The sequence below is a fragment of the Sporosarcina sp. Y1009 genome (genome assembly GCF_057669865.1).
In genome coordinates this window covers 21504-43180 of the sequence record NZ_JBYHFO010000009.1, presented here as the reverse complement: position 1 = coordinate 43180, position 21677 = coordinate 21504, and the positions used below count along the sequence as shown (strand labels likewise).

Here is a 21677-nt window from a genome sequence, read left to right as displayed (position 1 = left end):
AGATTTTTCACTTCACTGGGATTCAAATTTATAGAACGAACGTCTCTTAACCAAATGACAACAAATCATCAAGTTCTCGGTCAGAGAGCTCAGTCAGCCATTGACTAGATTGAATGAGGTCCGCAGAAAGTGCTGCTTTTTCAGCAAGCATCTTATCAATCTTCTCTTCAATCGTTCCAATGGTTACAAATTTATGCACATGAACGAACTTAGTTTGACCAATTCGGTATGCGCGGTCTGTTGCTTGATTTTCAACTGCAGGGTTCCACCAACGATCCGCATGTATCACATGATTAGCTGCCGTTAAATTTAACCCGGTACCACCGGCTCTAAGCGACAAGATGAATACAGGAAACTCACCGTTTTGAAATGCATCTACAAGCGTATCTCGTTGTCCTTTAGGCATACTACCCGTTAAAAACGGGACGTCGATATTATACAGTTCAGATAAGCAATGTTGGATGAGTTTTCCCATTCCAATGTATTGAGTGAAAATAATACATTGCTCACCGTTTTCTGCAATATTTCCAGCCATTGACACGATTCCACTCAATTTATCGGAACGTGCAACCAACTGTTCAGCAGGGCCATGTGGTTCTTTCAAAAACAAAGCAGGGTGATTACATAATTGCTTTAAGCGGCTCAGCATCGTCAAAATGAGCCCTTTTTTCTCGAAACCTGACAATGTTTGCAGTTTAAATTTCGTTTCATCTAAGAAGCTTTCATATAATGCAGCCTGTTCAGTCGTTAACGGACAATATTCATTTTGCTCTAATTTTTTCGGAAGATTAAGCAGTAAATCTGGATCGCTTTTCGTTCGGCGCAATAAGAACGGTTGAATTTTTGCACGCAGCTTTTGTTTCACACGTTCCGAATCATCTCTTTCAATCGGAACAATATAATTATCCGTAAATGTCCGGAAGTTTCCGAAATAGCCTTTATGGATAAAATCAAAAATTGCCCACAACTCGGATAATCTATTTTCAATTGGCGTACCCGTTAACGCAATATGATGTTGTCCACGTAACTTACGAATGGTTCGGGATTGTTTCGTTTGCATGTTTTTTATATTTTGAGCTTCATCCAGCGTAATACTCGTAAATTCTGTCTCCGAAAGCATCTCACCGTCTTGCGATGCTGTTCCATATGTCGTTAAAATAACATCTGGACGCATTTGAGAGATTAAACCGGTAAAGGCTTCATCTTTCTCACGAGTTGGACCGTAATGTGTATGGATGGATAGAGAGGGTGCAAAACGCTCAATTTCTTTTTGCCAGTTCCCTAACACACTTGTTGGACAAATAATAAGTGATGGTTTTTCGGTAGTAGGACGTGCATGAACATTTAACAAATAAGAGATAAGTTGAATCGTTTTTCCAAGACCCATATCGTCTGCAAGGACAGCCCCGAATTGATTATCTCTCATGAATACGAGCCAATCATAACCAACTTCTTGATATGGCCGCAAATCAGCTTGTAATTCCTTAGAAATCCCAGCAGTTGGCAGTCCCTTTTTATCGGCTAATACTTCCATATAACTTTTTAATGAGTTGTGCATTGAAAATTCAAAGAGTGGATCTTCATCTTCTTCCTCTTCACTGTCGATTGGAACGATTTCTTCTGGGATATCTTGGAACAATAGGTCTTTTACTGTCCATTCACCAGAATCTGCGCGGTCCATAATATCTTTAATCTTTTTCAACCATAAAGGATCGATGTGAAACCATTCATCACCTGAACGAATATATTCGCGATTTTCTTCGACAAGTTTCTGGAAAGCATCGCGTCCAATTTCTTGTCCGCCGAGCGCAAAATTCCAATCGAAAGAAAGCACTTCGTCGAGATTCGTCGCCGAGTTATAAGATTGAACACTCGCACTCGTTCGAATTTTCATTTTGGACTCAGTAATTGATTTTAACCAAGCAGGTAATATGATGGTGTAGTTAAATGACTGAAGTAAAGGCAAATCTTCTTGTATGAATAACCGAACTTCTGAGTCATGAATAGGAACTGATAAAAAACGATCATTCGGTTCAATTTCAACTGATTGAAGAAAAGAAACCATTTCTGATTGTTTTTCAGCAATTTCATTAGCATGTGGCGCCCATCTATCAGGAAGTGCTTGGGAAACTGGAAGATTCTTCTTTCGAACTGCAGGTGTCCAGTGGCGTTCACGCTCTCCAATTACGACGGTTTCAAGAAGCCACTCTGCTGAATCTATTCCTTCTTCAGGTTCAGTCAAACGAAAAGCAACACGTACTGGCATTGTCGATATAGATTCGCCAGGCCAACCGTATTTCCGTAAATGAGGGAGCAGGGTAGGCAATTGATCAGGACGAAGGTTAGAATCAATGAGTTTTCCATATATAGCCGACTGGATAATTAGAACGGCATCATCTGATAACGAAATCTCATTTGATGTCAATTGAATACCTGTATCGTTTGTTTCTACAAAGTTCCAAATCTTAGGATTACGCCAAGCGTCCGCAGCTTCTCGAATTACGCCAAGCAACTGTTTATCTTCATCGGACTGGCCTTCAAACTTAACGTATGGATGCGATTCAGGAAACGACAATAATAGTTGATCAGCGCGCAATTGAAGTTGGTCATCAATCACATCTGTTAGAAGACCAAAAAATGTTCGTTCATCATAAAAAAACAAATAGGAGATTAATTCGTCCGGATCAACAGGATAGCCGTGCGTATCCTCGGCAGAAACAACAAACAAGTTTCCGTCGATTGGTTTTATTTTAATGCGGAGAAGGTGCTCCAATGTAAATGTCTCATTCATAAGTGCAAATTCCCTTTCTCCATTTCTTCCATAAGTGCACGGAGGCGGCGATTTTTTTCGCGCACTGTATCTACATAACGGTTCCAAAATTCATGTTTCCCACTTTTTTTACTACCAGCTTTCATTTTCCTGAATAATCTCACGGCACGACGATAACTTTGTCGATTGCGCTCTTTCAGAAAGTTTGTCGCATATAAGTGTAAAAGTGGAAGCACTGCAGCAGGGTCTTCAGCTAGCGCAATATTCAAACCACCCGCTTCCGCTACTTCGTAAGGAACTCGGTAGCGGTGCATTAATGCACCCCATTCTCTGAAACGGCCGCGCTCTACTAGGAAGTCAGCATAGACATCTACACCAGTCTCTCCGTAATAAGAAAACATTTTTTCGCGCTCAGCCTCTGGAAAATCAGCTGCTTCCAATAAACCATCAATTTTCCGTACAAAATTTGGGCGTTTTGATGCTGGAACTTCTTGGGTTAAATAATCCCCGATAAACGGCAATAAGGCTTTCATAATAATGGAAAGAGAATCCATATTGTCTTCACGCTCAGCAAGATTGGCTAAAGGTAACCACCTGGAGAAACTGTCAATCGTAATATCGTGTGAGAGTTCAACCAATTGATCACTTTGGCCATTCAATGCGTAGAAGAAAGCGATAAAAATAGATGTTTCCGGTGAATCCTGTAGCTTTAGTTGTTTTAGTTCTTTTTCACGATTTAATTTATCGGTAAACAATTGTTTCCAAAACATTTGGTAAACATGAAAACGATGATCAAAAAGACCTTCGTAGTTTAAGGCAAAGTTTCGTACGAGTAATTTTATTTGGTCATGAAATGGATCAGTTTCAAAAAGTCTCGGTTTAGAGGAAATGGATTTCACAGCATCCGATAACTTTCCAAGTTGTTCAGTTAACCAGTTTTTGACGTACCATTTTCCGTAAGTAAAATTTGAACCATTACCACCAAGGTGGAACTGAATATATGGCCAAGCAGCCTCCAGTGCATGTAATCGATAATAGATATCAAATAGCGGTTTCCATTCATACTCATAAGGGAAGAGAGATCGAGATTTTTGGTCGATTAAATCGAACTTATGGATGAATACCGCTGGATTTTCATTCAAACCAATGATTCGAATTGGATTCATCAATCTCGAAAGTACATCATTCCATGCTTCAGGAGTGCGGTCGGTAATTTTAAGTGCCATTTGTTCCGTTTCCATTCTCCTCCATTCATGCATCCAGTCAGTTAAAGAATTAAATTGCAAGTACAGATGAAAAATAACCGCAGCACGGTGTGAACACCAACCAGGTTTATTGCAAGTACATGTAGTACTAATTGTTTGAAACGATAAAGTGACCGCTTCTTCATAATCTTTTCCATTCACTTCTGCCTGAACGGTTAGATTTGAAGCGTTATATGAATAGGATGCTACTGAACCGCTACGAACGAGCGTAACAGCTTTTTGAATCACAGCTGCTTGTTCGGGTATATCGACTGCGAGTGCGTGTTTAATTTCGTTCATATAATTATTTAACTCGGTCTCGTGCAAATAGGATACACGTTCAACAGTCATGTGCATCTGACCAACTCCTTAAAAATGCATTCCTTCTAGTATAACGCTTTTTACAGCAATACGTAAATATATTAATTCGAATAAGGAAAATAACTTCTGCCAATCATTTGATTTAATCACAGATGCACAAAGCATTAAAATATTTTAGTTCTAGTTTGCGCAATAGGTGGAATAAAAATAATTGATAGAATCATGTAAACAATTCACATTTCCTGTTAGAATGTGATAGAATGATAGTAATAATCAGAATCTTAAATTAGGAGGAAACCATGATGCTTACTATTCAACGAATGACTCCGTTTTTTACTAGGAAAGAGGAATTTCGTTTAAGACTGGTATTTGCCTATCAATACTTTTCGATCGTTAAAGGGGAAGAACTATTTCATTTTATACCGACTGAAGGAAAAGAAATCGTGATAAATATGAAAAGTCTTCAAGTGGAAAACCTCGGAGAAGTGTTTGTGTTCCAACGTGGTAATCGCTTTATTCGCCTACCACTTTATCAATTGCTATTGATTTCGGATCTTCATATGCATTTAAAAAACATATTGGAAGGGAACGTCGATGTGGATATGGAACTAAAAGTAGAACTTACAGAAGAGGTGCGGGATGAATCCAAAGCATTAATTGAAAGTCTTGAACATGAAAATTTATGCCGGATGATAGACTATGCGCTAGAAACAAATAATGTACAACTTTTCAATGAACTAACGGAAGGAATGTAGGAAACTTGAATAAGAAAAAGTAAAGAACACCTGTCGATTTAAAACGATAGGTGTTCTTATTTGATGTTGCTTATATGCGCTGCGTTCATTAAATCATAAAGGCTTGGATGACGAATAAAACAATTGCGATTCCTGCAAAGCCAAATATAAAATCAGTCCATGTAAAAGGATTCTTTTCGAAGTTTTCGATTGTTCTCATTTTCATCACTCCTTTGTCGATTTCCCGGGAAATTTGTTTACGAATGATACTTTGATACTGCTTACTACTAAAATCGCCAAATTTCGCCAGTCTTAAACATCATTATTGAAATAAGTCCTATAAATACCTCTGTATATTAAGGTAGGAAAGTAACTTTTTTGCATTAAAAGTTACAACTGACGCAGTTTTTGGTAGTATTAGAAGTAATGTATATAATGATAGATTGATGGAAAGGGATTGTAGTTATGTTTTTCAATTTTACTTTTAGGCAATACCTAACGAACCCAAATCGCTTAGCCGATGATTTGCAAACTTCTACAATTCATGGATTTAGAAAACGGATTATTTTTGTTTTCTTAGCGGTTTTAATACTATATGGAGCCAGATCATGGTGGGGCATGGGTACGGAATCACTAACACCATTGATTGCAACAATGACGACCGCAGATTTTACAATGGCGAGGGTTGCATCATTGGTCGGTTCACTCATTTGGTCAGTCATTTATCTGTCCTTTCATTTTTTGGGAATGGCATACATACTTCATTTATTGACAAATATTCCTTTTAAAAAACTATTACCATTGCAACTGATTGTCGGAAGTTTACTTTTGGTTGAAAAAGCACTGGTTTCTATTGTATTCCTTGTGAAAGGTGCCGCGGCCAATTATTCATTTTTATCATTTGGTCCACTTGCTGCCACTTATCTTGAAAACAACTATTTAATTTTGTTCCTAAATCAATTAACCATTACGACTGCACTCATCATTGCACTTCAATTTAGTTTCATACGAGCGTTTACAAATAACTCGAAATGGAGCGTACTATTATGGTCACTGATTGGAATCCACCTTGTACTCGCATTATTAACGGCGGGGGTCGGAATTATTCCAATTGAAACCCTGTTTGACCAGATATTTGATGGAGGTGGTGTCGGATGAACCGAGTAAGGAATATCATCATTTCGATTGTCATTAGTACGTTTTTAGCTTTTAATATCTATTTATTGTTCAATAAAGATAGTGTCATCAGCAAAACCTTGTATGTGAGTGAATTTGAAAGATTACAAGCTGGTGATTTCACAGAAGAAATGCCTAAAGAAGGATTTGTATCACCAGTAGAAATGACTACAATCTATGTTGGTAAAGAAGATGAAGTGGAAAACTGGCTCGTTTCAGAAGGACAACAAGTTGAAATTGGCGATGAGCTTGTACTATTAAATACTGAGCGTTCTAATGAAGAGAGAGATCTATTAACTACAAAACATCAAGCACTTCTCCAACAAAAAAGTGAAATTGAGTCACTTCTTTCTGATTTGACTAGCGCGCAATCATCAACTGGAACGGGAAGCTCGTCCACAGTCAATCGTGATGAGAATATAACGGAAGTTGACGGCACTACGCAAATTGAGCTCGGTTTTCAAGTGGATTTCACAGTAGATGTGACACAAGAAGGCTCTTACGCGCAGGCACAAGCATCTGCTGAACAACAACTGGCAGAAGTCGTTACAGAAATCACAATTATTGAAGCAGAGTTAGCGGTAGACCCATCGAAAACAGTCATCATAAGCCCGGTGACAGGTATTGTTTCTAATGTTGTGCGACATGGCTCAAAATTAGCCGTAGATATATATAGTACGGAAAAGGTAATCAAGACTTTTGTAAAAGATAACGAATGGCAGGCAATAGAAGAAGGGGACCGTGTTATTCTTCAAGGGCCTGGACTCGATAATCTGACAGAAGGCTTTGTCGTATTCGTATCGCAATTACCGACAACTGACAATGAACTCATTAATGCCTATAAGAAAATCGATAAAGAAGAAGCGAAGAACCCACTTGCTTATTATGAAGTGGCCATTGTAACACCTGAATCGCTAACAACAATCCCTTACGGAAATAACATCAATTCGTTGATCGTTATCAACGAAGCAAAAGATGCTGTAGCCTTACGTGAAACATGGGTAAGTCGTTCTAATCAGGAATCTGCAAGTGGAAAGATCATTGACACTTCTGGACGAGCAGTCACAGTAGAACTAACAACGCCGTTCATGGAAGGTGGCCGTGTAGTCGTAACTGATGGCCTCGCCTCTGGTCAAATCGTATTTCCGATGCCAATGCCTACCGGGGATATCCACAAAGGCTCACCAAAAGTCTTTCTGAAAATGCCGACAGATATGCCTGAAAAAGAAGAATGGAAATCTGTCACATGGCAGCAATATTTGAAATATATGATATTAAAATGAAAAGAATGCTTCAATATCGTTAATATAAATAATTATTATGGAGTAAAGCCCTATTTCACGACAGAAATAGGGCTTTACTTTTTTGATGTCAAATAATTTGAAATCATCATAATCCTTAATGCTTATTATTATCTAAATTATATGAAACTTTAGTTCTATGAAAAATGATGGAATAAAATTGAACTTGTGACTATTAACTATTAAGGCCATGATAGAGTCTAGGGGGAAATGCTTGTTTTTGATTTCCTATTCAAATAAATAGGTATATTCTGCTAAAATGTGATAAGTTGTAGTTGTCGCATAATTCATTAGAATTTGTGAACTAACAAGGTAAAGGGGATATGTTAATTGCGAAAAAATCACGGGATTACCAAGTTCTTAAGTGCATTTTTGTCACTTGCCCTAGTACTCTCGCTTTTCGTGCCGTATGCATCTGCAACGACAAATGCAAATGCGTTTAAAACGGAACGACAAAGCGAAAGTGTACTCCAACAAAAAGCAGCAGTTGCAGAACAATTACAATTGCTCGAACAAACTCCTAGACTACATACAGACTTGGAGAATGTTAAAGGGGAACAGAATGTAGACGTTATCATTCTACTTTCTGAAAAACCAGTTGCACTAGAGCAGGGAATTAAAGAACTTGCTGGTAAGAAATTTACAAGTGCAGATGCAAAATCAGCAAAATCAAAAGTACAAGCACAACATAAATTTTTGAAAAAAGAAATGACTGCAAATAAGATCTCCTATAAAGAAGGGTTTTCTTATAGCACAGTATTAAATGGTTTCTCTGCTAGCGTTAAAGCGGATGACATTAGCAAACTTCTTGAAATCGATGGCGTTACTTTAGTAGAGCCCGTTACAGAAGTTCATGCTTATGAAGATGCATCAGCATCATCATCAAGCGACAATGGCTTGGCAATGAATACTAGTGTTTCATTCTTAGGTGTTGAAGACATTTGGGATGAAGGCTACGAAGGGGAAGGCATTAAAGTCGCAGTCTTAGATACTGGTATCGACTATCACCACCCTGAGTTTGCCGAAATTTACAAAGGCGGCTTCAACTTTGTACCACATAACGGAAATGATTACACAACACCACGTGCAGATGATGATCCATATGAAACAACTCCATCTGAGCGTCCAGACCATAGACCTGAGTTTAACACGAACGGAAGCTCGTTCTATACATCTCATGGTACACATGTTGCAGGTACAATTGCTGCAATCGGTGCAAATGAATACGGCATTAAAGGAATCGCACCAAAAGTAGATTTATATGCATACCGTGTACTTGGTGCATATGGTAGTGGGACAAATGCTGGCGTTATTGCTGGTATTAACAAAGCTGTTGAAGAAGGAATGGATATTATCAACCTTTCCCTTGGCGGCGGAACAAATGATTCAACATCAGCAGATTCAATTGCGATTAACAACGCAATGCTTGCAGGAACAGTTTCAGTTGTAGCAACTGGTAACTCTGGTCCTAACCGTGGAACAATCGGTACACCAGCTGCAGCAGCACTTGGTATCGCGGTTGGAAACACAACGAACCCTGAAACGATGCATAATGGTACTGTTTCAGTAGAAGCAGGCAGTGTAGAGCTTTCTAAAAACCTGAACTTTATGGGTACAACATTCGGGGCAAACCTTGCTGAACAACTTGCAGGTGAATATGACCTTGTACCAGTTCCGGGAATTGGTACTGTTGGTGACTTTGAAGGCATCGACGTAGCAGGAAAAGTTGCACTGATTTCTCGTGGCGAAATTGCATTTGTTGATAAAATTGCAAATGCGAAAGCGCAAGGTGCAGTTGCAACAATTATACACAACGCTTCAAATGGATCGAATGCACCAGACATCTCGGATGTATTCCTTGGAGATGACTTTGAATTCATTCCAACAGTAGACATGTCTTATACAGATGGCGCGGCAATTCGTGCGGCTCTTGGAGATGCGTCTGGAACAGTTACATTTGGTGAGTTTGACAGCGTGACATCTACTGGTGATGCAGTAAATGATTCAAGTTCACGTGGACCAACAAAACCACATTTTGATATTAAACCTGATGTTTCCGCACCTGGAACAAACATTATGTCATCAGTTCCACGTTACGGAAAAGAAGTGCCGGATGCAGATTATTCAACAGCATTTGAACGCTTCACAGGTACGTCTATGGCAACACCGCATATCGCAGGCGTTGCAGCATTGATCATGAATGCGAACCCAGAGTGGGATGCATTTGATGTTAAAGTAGCATTATCAAACACAGCAAAAGTACTTGATACAGATGAATATGATGTATTTGAGCAAGGTGCAGGACGTGTTCAACCTTTCGAGGCAACATTCCCAGCAGCTCTTGCATATGCAGAAGATAGAGTAGTATCAGGTCAAAATGAAGTTGAAAACATCAAAGGGACTGTAACATTCGGTCACCATCCAGAAGTAGTGGACGGAGATGTTTCTTCTACGAAACAAATTCGAGTTAAAAATCTATCTGAAAATGCTAGTGAATATAATGTGTCAGTTGAAGTAACAAAAGCATTTGGTGATGCAACAGTTACTGTTGATACAACTACATTTACATTAGAAGATGAGCAAGTATTAAACGTTACACTTAATGCACCACAAGCGGATGCGCCAGCAGGAAGCGAGCTTCTTGGCTACATTCATATTACTGATGGTGCAACAGAACTTTCATTACCATTTGCAGTTGATTTCTCAGCAGGAACTGCAGCGGGTGTATCAGATTATCACTTAACAGAAACAGATTTATCGTTTGACGGTGACGGTGTTCAAGATGAAGGTCAACTAAACTTCGTATTGAATACACCAGTTGCAACAAACTATGTTGAACTATGGGATATTCAAGATCCTGAAGGTGGAGAATACGGAGATGGCTACATTGGCTATCTGCACGCAGGTTCTTCATTAGCACCGGGTAGTTACTACCTTCCAATTGCGGGAGAATATGCACCATGGGGTGGAACAGGATTCGAGGACATTCCAGATGGTATTTACACGGTTGACTTCACTGCATTAAACATGGGTGAAGGAGATTCTGTTGTAGGCGCTTGGGATGGGCCGCTATTCGTTAAGACCACTTCAGCTGAAATTGTTTCAGCAGAAGATCATTTCTCTGAGCAATCAAACTATGAGTTTACAGGTAATCTTGTAGACAAATATATTGATTATCAAACTGAACTTGAACAATATGGTCTTGGCTATGACGTAAACACAAAAATTACAACTACATTTGAAGCGAAAGATGCAGCTGGAAACGTAGTTTCAAGCGGTCCAGTGACACTCTCACAAAATGGTAATTTTGCATTTGATGTTAGTGGGCTTGTAGAAGGAAATAACGACGTAACAATTTCTGTTGTTGACGCAGCAGGAAACAGTTCAGAAGCAACGTTTGTTGTTGCATACGAACAAGGTGAAGAACCTGAAGAACCAGTAGAACCTGAAAAAATGAACCGTATTTCAGGAATTGACCGCTACGAAACAGCACTTGAAATCAGTTCTGAAGGTTGGGAATCAGCTGAAACTGTCGTAATCGCTCGTGGGAATGACTTCGCTGATGCATTAGCGGGTGTTCCATTAGCTTATGCGTATGAAGCGCCAATCCTTCTAACGTTAACTGATGACTTGACAGACGAAGTCCTTGCAGAAATCGAACGTCTAGGCGCGACTCAAGCAATCGTGCTTGGCGGAAACGCGGCTGTAAGTGAAAACGTTGAAAATGAGCTTGTCAATGCGAACATTGCGGTTACTCGTGCTGGTGGAGACGATAGATTCGCAACAGCAGCAGCAATTGCAGCATTGATTGCTCCAGATGGCGCTGAAGAAGTAGTCATTGCAAATGGCTTGAACTTCCCAGACGCACTATCTGTTGCATCACATGCAGCGCAAGCTGGCACGCCAATTCTATTAACGCTAAAAGATTCTGTACCTGCTGAAACAGCGGATGCACTTGAATCTCTAGGCACAACAAACACAGTTGTAGTCGGTGGAACTGCAGTCGTTTCTGACGCAGTTGCAAGCGAACTTCCAAGTGCGAACCGTCTAGGTGGACTTGACCGTTATGAAACAAACACGTTAATCGCAGCACATTATGGTGTAGATAACGATCACCTGTACGTAGCAACTGGAACAGATTACGCAGATGCATTAACTGGAGCAGTGTTAGCTGCTAACACGAATAGCGCAGTACTTCTAGTACATGCTATTGTTCCGGATTATGTATCAAGCTACATCTCTGAACAAGAAGTTCAACGTCTGACGATTTTCGGTGGAGAAAATGCAGTAAGTGCAGAAGTATACAACGAGTTAGAAAGACTAATTGACTAATAGCTAGATAAATAGAGCCCGTTTCTCAATCGAGAACGGGCTCTGTCTTTTATCTTGAATTTCAGACTGGGTAGAAGTCTCTAATGAATATTTATGGTATGTATGGTTCATTTTAGGTTAATTGTAAATAAATGTACATGACTTTGTCGGATTGTGTTAGATTTGTTGTGTCGCGCAATTCTGTATAATCCGCGAACAAGAGGAAGAAGGAGAGATGTACATTGAAAAATAACAAGGTAAAGAAATATTTGGGGACTATCTTATCAGCAGCTTTAGTATTGTCTATGTTATCGCCAGTTGCTTCGGCAAACAGCAATACGTCGGTAAAACAAAGTGGACAAGAAGATCGTGTTATTAAACAAAAGGCAGAAAATCTCAAGAATCATTTTGAATTAAATCGAGGAGAAGTTAAAGTAAATCCCGATCTTGCAAATAATGCAGGAATTATCGATTATGAAATTGATAAAACAGACTTAGCTTTTAATAGAGAAGGTTCATCAGATTCAGCAGAAATTACTTTAACACTAGAAGACTCTTTTGGCATTCACTGGATTGAGGCATTCGACTATATGAATCCTACTGGTGGAGATTATGGTGATGGGTATATTGGTTATATCTATGCTGACTTTGAAATTGAACCTGGACCATATACGCTTGCTTTTGATGGTTTATACATGCCGTGGGATTTAAATGCGGATGAACCAGAAATGATTCCTGATGGTGTATATAGCATGGATTTCCTAGGGGAAAACCTAACAGGTGATGTGGAGGAAACAACTGCTAAACTTGGACCTGTGTTTGTTAAGAGTACACCCGCTGAAGTTGTTTCAGAAGATGAGCATGTTGCGGAGGACTCAACATATGAATTTACAGGTAATCTTGTAGACAAATACATCGAGTACCAAACAGTACTTGAACAAAACGAACTTGGATATGATGTAAATACGAAGATTTCAACAACTTTTGAAGCAAAAGAAGAAACTGGCGATGTTGTTTCAAATGGTGAAGTGACGCTTGAGCAAGATGGCACTTTCGCATTTGATGTAACTGGACTTCAAGACGGTAATAACGAAGTTTCGATTTTCGTTGAAGATGCAGCCGGAAATACTGCCAACGCATCATTCGTAGTTTCTTATGAAGCGCCAGAAGAACCTGGGGAACCAGAAAATCCTGAAAAGCTTACTAGAATTTCAGGTTTGGATCGCTATCAAACAGCACTTGAAATTAGTGCGGAAGGCTGGGAATCTGCTGAAACAGTAGTCATTGCTCGTGGAAATGACTTTGCGGATGCACTAGCGGGTGTTCCATTAGCACATGCATTGGAAGCGCCAATTCTTTTAACATTAACTGATGAATTATCTGATGATTTACTTGCAGAAATTGAACGACTAGGTGCAACAGAAGCAATCGTTCTTGGTGGAACAGCAGCTGTTAGTCAAACAGTTCAAAATGAGCTCGTAAATGCAAACATTGCAGTAACTCGTGCTGGTGGAGATACTAGATTTGCAACAGCTGTAGCAATTGCAGAATTGATTGCACCTAATGGGGCTGACGAAGTTGTCATTGCAAATGGCTTGAACTTCCCAGACGCATTATCTGTTGCATCGCATGCAGCAAAAGCAGGAACGCCAATCTTGTTGACGCAAAAGGATTCAATTCCTGCTGAAACGGCGGCGGCTCTTGAAAAACTTGGTACGACAAGTACAATTGTAGTAGGTGGAACTGCAGTCGTATCAGAAGAAGTAGAAAGTGAGCTTCCAAGTGCGAATCGTTTAGGCGGTGCAGATCGTTACGAAACAAACACTTTAATCGCAACACATTACGGTGTCGATAACGACCATCATTATGTAGCAACAGGAACAGATTACGCAGATGCATTAACTGGTGCAGTATTAGCGGCAGATACAAATAGCGCAGTATTCCTAGTACATGCGGTTGTTCCAGAAGTTGTTTCAAGCTATATAACTGAACAAGAAATTCAAAGCCTAACAGTCTTCGGTGGAGAAAATGCAGTGAATGCAGAAGTATACAACGAGTTAGAAAGACTGATTGATTAATAATAGATAAATGATTAGGGTCCAATTTCCTCAATGGAAATTGGGCTATTTTTTATGGACAAGTAAGAAATATAGTTTGACAATATTTACCGAAGAAAAAGGTGATATAAACAAGGTAAAGATCTTGTATAGCTTGTAAGTGTGACTATTGAACTAATTAAATTGAAGAGTGGCAAAAATAAGGAGTATTAAGACTCATTTTTCTAATTTTGGTAATTATTGTAGCTTATTCTATTAATTAAAAATAGTCTTATGTTATGATACTATTGTTGCATAATTACTACTAATGAAAAAAAGAAAAAGGGGATTAAGAGATGATGAGAAGTAATTTCAAAAAGTATTTTAGTACTTTGCTAGCATTCGTCATGGTTCTTTCGTTGTTTACACCGATTTCATCCGTGTCAGCAGCAAAAACAGAACCATTTAAAGCGAACAAGCAAAATGAAAGCGTTCTACAACAGAAACTGGCAATCGCAGAACAGCTACGATTGACTGAAAAAGCTCCAAGATTACATAAGGATCTTGAAGAATTAAAAGGGAAGCAAGAAGTGGATGTAATCATCCATCTTTCTGAAAAACCTGTAGCACTTGAAAAAGGTATTAAGGAAGTAGCTGGAGAGAAATTTTCTGCAGCTGATGAAAAATCAGTAAAAGCAAACGTATCAAGACAACAAAATGAACTGAAAAAAGCAATGAAAGCAAATGAAATTACTTTTAAAGAGAGCTTTAGTTATGATACTGTCTTAAACGGTTTCGCTGCTAAAGTTAAAGCGGATGACCTCAAAAGGTTGTTAGAAATTCAAGGCGTCACACTAGTTGAGCCAGATGCTGAAGTTCATGCATTTGAAGACAACTCAGTCACAGCAAATGGACAAGTCGATATGGCTATGAATACAAGTAACTCATTCTTAGGTATTGAACCACTATGGGATGAAGGATTTGAAGGACAAGGAATTAAAGTAGCAGTTCTCGATACGGGAATCGATGCGGATCACCCTGATTTTGCAGGAATTTATAAAGGTGGAAAGAACTTTATTCCAAATTCTTCGACCTACACAGGAGAACGTGCTGATGATGATGCTTCTGAAACATCACCAGTAGAACGTCCAGCAGGCACGCCAGAATTTAATGCCAACGGAAGTTCGTTCTATACATCTCACGGTACGCATGTTGCAGGAACAATTGCCGCTATTGGTAATAACGAATTTGGCATTAAAGGAATTGCACCAAAAGTGGACCTCTATGCATACCGTGTACTCGGTGCTTACGGTAGTGGTTCAACTTCAGGCATTATCGCAGCCATTGAAGAAGCAGTTATTCAAGAAATGGATGTTATCAATCTATCATTAGGTGGTGGATCCAACACTGAAACAGATGCAGGTTCATATGCGATTAATAACGCAATGCTTGCTGGTGTAATTTCAGTTGTTGCAACAGGTAACTCAGGTCCGAATCGTGGAACAATGGGTACTCCATCAACTGCACCATTCGGTATTGCAGTTGGGAATACAACAAATCCAGAAACAATGTATGACGTAAATGTTTCAGTTGAAGCAGGAGATTACAGCCTTTCCTCACAACTGAATTTAATGTCTACAACTTTTGGTGTAGATTTATCGCAACAACTTGCAGGAGAGTTTGAACTTGTAGCAGTACCGGGAATCGGTAATACTACAGACTTTGAAGGAATTGACGTTAATGGGAAAGTAGCATTAATCGTACGTGGAGATATCGCGTTCGTTGAAAAAATTGAAAATGCTAGAGTGAACGGTGCTGTAGCGACAATTATTCATAACTCTCATAACGGATCTAACACACCAGGTATTTCCGATGTCTTCTTGGGAGATGACTTTGCTTTCCTTCCGACAGTAGATATGTCTTATACAGATGGAATCGCAATCCGTGCTGCACTTGAAGAGGCAAACGGAACGGTTACATTCACAAATGTACAATCGACAACTACTGAAGGTGACGATGTAAATAATTCAAGTTCACGCGGACCATCCGTGCCGAATTTTGATATCAAACCAGATGTAAGTGCACCAGGAACAAATATTATGTCTACAATTCCAATGTACAAAGCAGATTTCCCAAATGCGACTTATGAGCATGCCTTCACAAGAAAAACAGGTACGTCTATGGCAACGCCACATATCGCAGGAATTGCAGCGCTTATACAACAAGCAAATCCGGATTGGAATGCGTTCGACGTTAAAGTTGCGCTATCCAATACAGCAAAAATCTTAGATACAGACAAATATGACGTATTCGCTCAAGGGGCAGGTCGTGTAAATGCATATGCAGCAGCACATGCAAACGTACTTGCTTATGCAGTAGATGAAGCTTTACCAGATGCTGATAGCGAAAAGATTGAAAACTTAAAAGGGACAGTAACATTTGGTCCACAATCACTTCAAGAAGATATTACTGTTACAAAAGAAATTCTCGTTAAAGACCTCAAAAACGTTGGCGGAAACTTCGATGTATCGATAGATGTAACAAAAGAATTTGGAGATGCAGCGGTTTCAGTCGACAAATCATCATTCACATTAGACGGTGAAGAAGTCATCACAGTGACACTAACTGCTTCTAAAAATGAAAATACGAAACCAGGCAATGAAATTCTTGGTTACATCCATATTAATGGTGCAGATTCTGAACTATCATTACCATTTGCAGCAGATTTCGGTGGTATTGCAGCAGTAACTGTTAAAGATATGAGTATTTCAGAAACTGATTTATCATTTGATGGTGACGGTTATAAAGACTCTGCAACACTAGCATTCACAATTACTGGTGATGTCAAAACGAACTATGTCGAACTTTGGGATATCATGAATCCAACAGGCGGTCAATATGGAGATGGATACATCGGATATTTACATGCTGGAGCTTCATTAGGTGCAGGTTCTTATACACTAAATGTAGCAGGGCAATACACACCTTGGTCACCGGATCCTGCAACAACAATTCCAGATGGTTTATATACAATTGACTATACTGCAGTAACAGATGCAGGTACAATTGGAGACTTTGTCGGGCCAGTTGTTGTTAAATCTTCTCCAGGTTCTATCGACAGCACAGTCGAAGGAACAACGGTAACTGGTACAATTGTAGACAAATACGTAGACTATCAAGCTGAACTTGTAAAATACGGACTCGGCTACGACATTAATACAAAACTTACAGCAACATCTGAAGTAAAAACAAACGGCGAAACTGTTTCAGAACCAATCACACTTCAACAAGATGGTTCATTCACTTTTGATTTTGGTAATGAAAATGCAGATAGCGTAGTCGTGAAATACGTTGATGCAGCAGGCAACCAGGCTGAAAAAGTTATCATTGATGAAGATGTAATTGAAGAACCTGAAGTTCCTGAAAAAATGAGCAGAATTTCTGGTGTCGATCGCTACCAAACAGCACTTGAAATCAGTTCGGAAGGTTGGGAATCAGCAGAAACTGTCGTAATCGCTCGCGGAAACGACTTTGCTGATGCATTAGCCGGTGTTCCATTGGCTTATGCGTTTGAAGCGCCAATTCTTCTAACATTAACTGACGACTTGACAGACGAAGTCCTTGCAGAAATCGAACGTCTAGGTGCGACTCAAGCAATCGTGCTTGGCGGAAACGCGGCTGTAAGTGAAAACGTTGAAAAAGAGCTTGTCAATGCGAATATCGCAGTTACACGTGCTGGTGGAGACGATAGATTTGCAACGGCAGCAGCAATTGCTGAGTTGGTTGCACCAAATGGTTCTGACGAAGTAGTCATTGCCAATGGATTGAACTTCCCAGACGCATTATCTGTTGCATCACATGCAGCGCAAGCGGGAACACCGATTCTGTTAACACTAAAAGATTCTATCCCTGCAGAAACAGCGGATGCACTTGAAAAACTAGGCGCGACGAACACAATCGTAGTCGGTGGTAAAACAGTTGTTTCTGATACAGTAGCAAGCGAACTTCCAAGCGCGAACCGTCTAGGTGGACTTGATCGTTATGAAACTAACACACTTATCGCAAATCATTATGGTGTTGCTAACGATCACCTATACGTAGCGACTGGGACAGATTACGCAGATGCGTTAACTGGAGCAGTTTTAGCTGCTAACACGAATAGCGGGGTACTTCTTGTACACGCAATCGTTCCAGAATATGTATCAAGTTATCTTGCTGATCAAGACGTTCAACGTCTAACAATCTTCGGTGGAGAAAATGCAGTAAGTGCAGAAGTATACAGCGAGTTAGAAAAACTGATTGATTAAGTAACACTTTCTAGAGCACTTCTCTAAATTGAGAAGTGCTCTATCTTAATGAATAAACCAATTAGCTTGAAAGCAAAATCTCTCCCCAATCCACACCCTCATTCTGTATAATGAAGACAGCTACATTACCCAACAATACGATTCATGGAGGCATTTAAATGGATTACTTATATAACCCTTACCCTTCAACAAAACATACAGCATTCGCGAAAAATGGCATGGTGGCCACTTCACAACCACTCGCCGCACAAGCGGGAATTGAAATTATGCGATTAGGCGGAAATGCCATCGATGCAGCAATCGCAACAGCGGCGGCACTTACCGTAGTCGAACCGACTTCAAACGGGATCGGCGGCGATGCATTTGCACTCGTTTGGGTCAACAATAAACTTCACGGTCTAAACGCATCAGGTCCTTCGCCTGAAGCACTTACAATAGATAAAGTAAAAGCAGCAGGTCACGAAAAAATGCCGACTCACGGGCTCACCCCAATCACAGTTCCAGGTGTCCCGGCGGCTTGGGCGGAACTAGCAAAAAAGTTCGGGAAACTATCATTGAAAGAATCACTCGCACCAGCCATTCGCTATGCCGAAGAAGGGTACCCGCTAACGCCAATTCTAGGTAAGTACTGGAAACTGGCATACAAGCGTTTTAGCACTTCATTCACAACTGATGAATTTAATGCTTGGTTTGAAACATTTGCACCTGATGGACGCGCGCCGGAAATCGGCGAAGTGTGGAAATCCCCTGGTCACGCAGAAACCTTACGCGCCATTGCCGAAACAAATGCAGATTCCTTCTATAAAGGAGCGCTTGCAGACAAAATCGAGGACACGATGGTTAAATACGGCGGCTATTTACGAAAAACAGATTTAGAAAAATACAAAGTCGAATGGGTTGAACCGATTTCGACAAACTACCGCGGCTATGATGTATGGGAAATCCCACCGAACGGCCAAGGCATGGTGACGCTCATGGCGCTGAATATTTATTCGCAGTTAAGCCCGGCGATCCCGGAAAATACGAAAACGCTCCATGAACAAATCGAAGCTATGAAACTAGCATTCATCGACGGAAAAGCGTTCATCACCGAGGAAAACGAAATGCCAATCGATGTCGAACATTTGCTTTCAGAACAATATGCCGAAAAACGCGCAGAAAAAATCACAAACGAGGCGTCAATTCCGGAGCCATACGAACTCCCGAAAGGCGGCACCGTTTACCTAGCCACAGCGGACGGCGAAGGGAATATGGTCTCCTTCATTCAGTCCAATTACATGGGCTTCGGTTCCGGCATCGTCGTTCCAAATACGGGAATCGCGCTCCAAAACCGCGGCGCCGACTTTTCGCTCGACCCGACACATCCGAACGCGTTAAAACCAGGGAAGCGTTCTTATAACACGATTATCCCGGGCTTTCTGACAAAAGACGGACAAGCAATCGGTCCGTTCGGAGTCATGGGCGGATTCATGCAGCCGCAAGGACATTTCCAAATGATCGTAAATACAATTGATTACCAATTAAACCCCCAAGCCGCACTCGATTCACCGAGATGGCAGTGGATCAAAGGAAATACTGTTCACGTAGAACCAAATTTCCCAAACCACTTAGCACAAGCACTTACTCGTTTAGGGCACGATATTCAACCAACTCTCGATAACGGGTCATTTGGACGAGGCCAAATCATATGGCGAAATCCTGAAACTGGTGTATTATCGGGAGGAACAGAAACCCGAACAGATGGAGCGATTGTCTTATGGTAGATAAAAGCAATACAGATTGGCGCTTTAAAATTGCGCACCGCGAAGCACTCATTGGTGTCGGACTCGCAGTGTTCAACTTCATATGGTGGTTCGGCTTCGCCTATGGACTCGGATCACGTCCAGTGGAGGAATACACGTATGTATTTGGGCTTCCCGCGTGGTTCTTCTATAGTTGCGTCGTCGGATTTGTCTTAATCTCGGTTCTCGTAATCATTATTGCAAAGTTTTTCCTTACAGAAGTCCCATTCGAGGATGGTGAGGAGTTATGAATATAGGCGTTATTGCACCGCTCGCCATTTTTCTCATTGCGATTTTTGCTATTGGATTGATTTCATCGAGAAAAATGGAGTCGGACAAAGGCTTTCTGCAAAACTATTTCCTTGGTGGCCGTGAACTTGGCGGTTTTGTTCTGGCAATGACAATGGTTGCGACATATGGAAGTGCATCGAGTTTCCTAGGTGGACCCGGAACAGCCTATACAGTTGGATTCGGCTGGGTACTACTTGCGATGGCCCAAGTAGTTACGGGGTATTTCGTACTCCTTATTCTTGGTAAGAAATTCGCGATACTCGCCCGGAAATACAATGCCGTTACGCTTATCGATTTCTTAAAAGTCCGGTACAATAGCCCGGCTGTCGCCATTTTATCAGCAATTGCCATTATTATCTTTTTATTTTCCGCAATGACAGCGCAGTGGGTCGGCGGCGGTCGTCTCATCGAATCGCTCACCGGACTTCAGTACACATCAGCGCTCTTTATTTTTGCGATTTCAGTCCTCGTCTATGTCGTCATCGGCGGTTTCCGCGCAGTTGCGGTGACCGATGCCGTGCAAGGTGCAATTATGGTCATTGGAACGCTGATTTTACTCATCGCAGTCATCATTGCTGGCGGCGGTGTACCAGCCATCATGCAAGACTTGTTAAATGAAAACCCGCGTCTCGTCACGCCATTTGGTGCAGATGGAAGTTTAACAATGGCATACGTGTCCTCATTTTGGATTCTAGTCGGTGTTGGCGTCGTCGCGCTTCCTCAAATGGCAGTGCGCGCAATGAGTTACAAAAACTCGCGCTCGATGCACCGTGCACTCGTTATCGGGACCATTGTTACCGGCTTTATCATGCTGAATATGCATTTAATCGGAGTCTTTGCACGTCCGGTTTTACCAGGGATTGATGTTCCTGACACAGTAATTCCTTTATTGGCACTAGAAGTTTTACCACCGTGGTTAGCGGGAATCGTACTCGCAGCCCCGATGGCAGCCATTATGTCGACAGTGGACTCACTGTTGTTACTGGTTAGTTCAGCAGTCGTCAAAGACGTCTACTTAAACTTTATAAAACCAGACGCGAAAGAATCAACCGTTAAATGGATGAGTTTTGGTGTGACAGGCGTACTCGGCGTCATCGTATTCCTACTCGCCTTACAACCACCCGAACTATTGATTTTCTTAAATCTATTCTCATTTGGAGGACTCGAAGCGGCCTTCATCTGGCCAGTCGTCATGGGCCTCTATTGGAAATACGGCAATAAATACGGCGCAATCGCTTCAATGATCACAGGAATGGTTTCCTACATAGCACTCCATTTTTACAACGAAGCAAACGGATTCCTCTTCGGCGTCCACACCGTCACATTGCCGGTCGTCTTCTCATTTTTTGCGTATATTGCGTTTAGTTTATTGATCAAGAAGCGGGAATTTATCTATTAGTTGATA

Annotated in this window: 11 protein-coding genes; 9 read left to right on the top strand and 2 right to left on the bottom strand. The window is 40.8% G+C overall.

Going from position 1 to position 21677, the window contains the following annotated elements; genetic code table 11:
- Positions 1-46: 46 nt before the first annotated feature.
- Entirely contained in the window at positions 47-2791 is a 2745-nt protein-coding gene (locus tag AC25Y1_RS12230; protein ID WP_488148281.1) for a DEAD/DEAH box helicase, read from the bottom strand.
- Complete coding sequence (locus AC25Y1_RS12225; RefSeq protein WP_488148280.1) at positions 2788-4371, bottom strand: hypothetical protein; 1584 nt, start codon at positions 4369-4371, stop codon at positions 2788-2790. Before AC25Y1_RS12225 ends, AC25Y1_RS12230 begins: the two co-directional genes overlap by 4 nt.
- A 266-nt stretch (positions 4372-4637) precedes the next feature.
- On the opposite strand from AC25Y1_RS12225, the gene AC25Y1_RS12220 reads away from it, so the two are divergent.
- The 9 genes from AC25Y1_RS12220 (at position 4638) to panF (ending at position 21671) form a co-directional block, all read left to right on the top strand.
- Positions 4638-5090 carry a transcriptional regulator gene (locus AC25Y1_RS12220; protein WP_488148279.1) on the top strand — a complete coding sequence of 151 codons (453 nt, stop codon included), beginning with the start codon at positions 4638-4640 and terminating at the stop codon, positions 5088-5090.
- Positions 5091-5534: 444 nt separating this feature from the next.
- Positions 5535-6227 (top strand): hypothetical protein, encoded by a 693-nt coding sequence (locus tag AC25Y1_RS12215; RefSeq protein ID WP_488148278.1) that lies wholly within the window; start codon positions 5535-5537, stop codon positions 6225-6227.
- A complete protein-coding gene (locus AC25Y1_RS12210; RefSeq protein ID WP_488148277.1) occupies positions 6224-7528 on the top strand; it encodes an efflux RND transporter periplasmic adaptor subunit in 1305 nt (434 codons plus the stop codon). The genes AC25Y1_RS12215 and AC25Y1_RS12210 overlap by 4 nt, the downstream gene beginning before the upstream one ends.
- Before the next feature lie 348 nt (positions 7529-7876).
- On the top strand, positions 7877-11878 hold the full coding sequence (locus tag AC25Y1_RS12205) for a S8 family serine peptidase (RefSeq protein ID WP_488148276.1): 4002 nt from the start codon (positions 7877-7879) through the stop codon (positions 11876-11878).
- Between the two features lie 221 nt (positions 11879-12099).
- Positions 12100-13935, top strand: coding sequence for a cell wall-binding repeat-containing protein (locus AC25Y1_RS12200; protein ID WP_488148275.1), 1836 nt, complete (start codon positions 12100-12102; stop codon positions 13933-13935).
- 314 nt (positions 13936-14249) lie between these two features.
- Entirely contained in the window at positions 14250-18200 is a 3951-nt protein-coding gene (locus tag AC25Y1_RS12195; RefSeq protein WP_488148274.1) for a S8 family serine peptidase, read from the top strand.
- Between the two features lie 158 nt (positions 18201-18358).
- Complete coding sequence (locus AC25Y1_RS12190) at positions 18359-19963, top strand: gamma-glutamyltransferase family protein (protein ID WP_488148273.1); 1605 nt, start codon at positions 18359-18361, stop codon at positions 19961-19963.
- The gene (locus AC25Y1_RS12185) at positions 19957-20232 is read left to right on the top strand and encodes a YhdT family protein (RefSeq protein ID WP_488148272.1); all 276 of its coding nucleotides are present in this window, start codon (positions 19957-19959) and stop codon (positions 20230-20232) included. Before AC25Y1_RS12190 ends, AC25Y1_RS12185 begins: the two co-directional genes overlap by 7 nt.
- On the top strand, positions 20229-21671 hold the full coding sequence (gene panF, locus AC25Y1_RS12180; protein WP_488148271.1) for a sodium/pantothenate symporter: 1443 nt from the start codon (positions 20229-20231) through the stop codon (positions 21669-21671). The genes AC25Y1_RS12185 and panF overlap by 4 nt, the downstream gene beginning before the upstream one ends.
- The last annotated feature ends 6 nt before the right edge of the window (positions 21672-21677 follow it).